The following is a 2,339-nucleotide window of genomic DNA, read 5'->3' as shown; positions in this document are numbered from 1 at the left end:
TGTTTGAAATCATCGACAATATGATGACTTTATCCCCTGAATTGCAGTCAAGTTTAGAGAGTAAAATCAAACAATTTGAGGAGGAAAGAACCATGCCTTTAGTAAGTAATATGGAGTTACGAGGAATAGAACGCGGTAAGGAAATTGGTAAGGAAATTGGCAAGGAAATTGGAGCGTTAGAAAATGCTCGTGATTTTGTCAAAACAGTTTTGCAAGCTCGCTTAGGTGAAGTTCCTTTAGATGTGGAACAATACCTGAATAAAGTTTCGGTACTATCTACATTACAAGAGATTGTTAAATTAGCAGCTACTACTAATTCTCTCGCCGAATTTAAGCAGTCTTTGGCAAAAATCAATATCTAGAAAACGGGTTTCTTCGAGAAACTCTTTGAGAAACCCGTTTTCTTTGAGAAACCCGTTTTCTTGTCCTTTGAGAAACCCGTTTTCTTGTATAAATGTTAATTTTTGTTACAGGGATATTGAAATATTCGGGATTGTTTGCATAAAATAGCCGCAGTAATCTTTCTAGGTCAGCGTCATGACTTCTACCCTGTTGCCGATTCTTCCTGCCGTTTACGATGTTTTGTTCGATTTTCCTCAATCTGATGGTTTTTGGGCGAATTGGCAAACGGCTTTTGGCACAAGTTATGATGTGGTTAAGGCGACAGAATTACGACAGCAGTGGCGAAGCCGAAATTTTAGTCAACTTCCCTCAATTGAGGTACTCAGTGATGAGGTTTTAGGGACGGCGAATGGTGCTTATGCGATCGCTCTTAAGGAGATTTACTTAGGGTTAGCTGAATATCAGTGAAAGCTGTGCTAGAAAAGGGTTTAGGTTTTTTGGTCAAGAAAAATGCCAGAAACAAACCGAGAGTAGTTCACACTCTTATTTAACGGTGGTGGGCAATGTCTATCCTGGGAAAAACTACGGGGTGAGCGATATCGGTCTTCGGGCCTTTAAACGAATCCCGCACTGGCCTGTCGCAGAGGAGCGTGCGAGCCGGTAATCGGTAGAGCGACCCGTAGTTTTGTCCTTAACGGTGAAAGTAATCGAGCCATCTGACGACTGTTCGATACCGGCAGGTCCGTCTAGAAAAGCTCCCTCTCGAACGGTAGCGACCGGTTTGAAAGCGCCTTGTATTTCCACAAAAAGGGACTGACGGGTAATTCCCCACAACGGCTCCTTATCCACTTTTTGAAACAAACTCAACCAACTTCCGGCGAGTGTCTTGGGAACAGCGATCGCTATCGTCAGTGGACCTGCTTTTATTTCCCTAAGAAAAGGAGCGCGGAAACGACCAGCGTTAGTTACGAAAGTTCTCCCAGAGTGAGTGCTGTCGATGTACCACCCAGTTATACCGTTCCGACTCCGCGCACTTTCTCCTGAAAGTATGGTGGTGATAGTAATCCCATCGTAAAAGAACAACTCATCTTTTATGCCTCTGAGCAAAATACCTCGTAATCGCGGGACATCATAAACGGGATAAACGAGACTAGCACCCCGTGCGATCAACCCCATCTCTTTCGCTTTTCCAGCAATGATCTCGAAGGTGGTGAGGGATGATCGTCCCCAAAATGTAGCGCGATGACCCGTGATCAATACGCGATCCAACACCTGGCTGTAAACTCCCTGAGCGAGGAGACAATTACCCCAGAAACGATGCCAAAACGAGCAGGGTCGCTCGTAGAGTTCGGGAAGTGCCTTCGGTGTACCAAGGGTAGGGGGGTTAGCATTCAGATCGAGCCGAGCCATGTAATCGATTTGTCCCCCATCGATCCAGAGCCAACCATCTCGCGTCGAAACCAGAGCGTCAATCTGGCCGTAATCGTATTGCGGGGCCCTCACCGATACCAGAGGCGTTGGAGTACCGCTCCGCTTCAGTAGCAGGGTATCGACACCGGAGACGACTACCTCCAACGATTGGCCCCGCATTGGGATTGTTACTCGTGCTGTTTTATTCGGGGATAATGTTAATCTCATCTCGGGTTTTCGCTCTACTGGTGAGAGGCAATATTTATCTAAAGGTTCGGCTATAACTCGCGGAATGTTAGCGACGAGAATTAAAAAAAACAATCGAAAAATAGGTCGCCACCAATTCCGATAATCATCCCGACCACCCCAAGAATGGCTAAATAACATAAGCGGTTTCTGTGACATTTTCCCGACGCTGATTGCCAGCCTTCTCGACTTGTCCTTATCCTACATTCTCAACAGAGAAAACGGGTTTCTTCGAGAAACTATTTAGGCTCTTCGTTACCCTTTATGCTAAATCAACAGACAAGATGCCAAGATAACATACTTCTGACCCAAAAATTCCGAAANTTTCTAAAGCCATAGCC

Annotated in this window: 3 protein-coding genes; 2 read left to right on the top strand and 1 reads right to left on the bottom strand. The window is 45.4% G+C overall.

Annotated features, from left to right (window positions below; all coding sequences use genetic code 11):
* A partial coding sequence (locus IQ242_RS22730) for a hypothetical protein (RefSeq protein ID WP_193961510.1) occupies positions 1 to 362 on the top strand: 362 nt, incomplete at its 5' end.
* Between the two features lie 175 nt (positions 363 to 537).
* Positions 538 to 810, top strand: coding sequence for a hypothetical protein (locus tag IQ242_RS22725; protein WP_193961509.1), 273 nt, complete (start codon positions 538 to 540; stop codon positions 808 to 810).
* A gap of 114 nt (positions 811 to 924) precedes the next feature.
* On the opposite strand, the gene IQ242_RS22720 is transcribed toward IQ242_RS22725, so the two are convergent.
* Positions 925 to 1,932: a hypothetical protein gene (locus tag IQ242_RS22720; RefSeq protein ID WP_228021165.1), complete on the bottom strand. Its 1,008-nt coding sequence runs from the start codon at positions 1,930 to 1,932 to the stop codon at positions 925 to 927.
* Positions 1,933 to 2,339 lie beyond the last annotated feature (407 nt).

Source organism: Microcystis sp. LEGE 08355, from assembly GCF_015207185.1.
Taxonomy (GTDB): domain Bacteria; phylum Cyanobacteriota; class Cyanobacteriia; order Cyanobacteriales; family Microcystaceae; genus Microcystis; species Microcystis panniformis.
This window is presented reverse-complemented; position numbering and strand designations above follow the sequence as displayed.

Coding starts and splice junctions, on each gene's coding strand:
- IQ242_RS22720 (WP_228021165.1), bottom strand. CDS start 1,932: ATGCGGGGCCAATCGTTGGAGGTAGTCGTCTCCGGTGTCGATACCCTG.
- IQ242_RS22725 (WP_193961509.1), top strand. CDS start 538: ATGACTTCTACCCTGTTGCCGATTCTTCCTGCCGTTTACGATGTTTTG.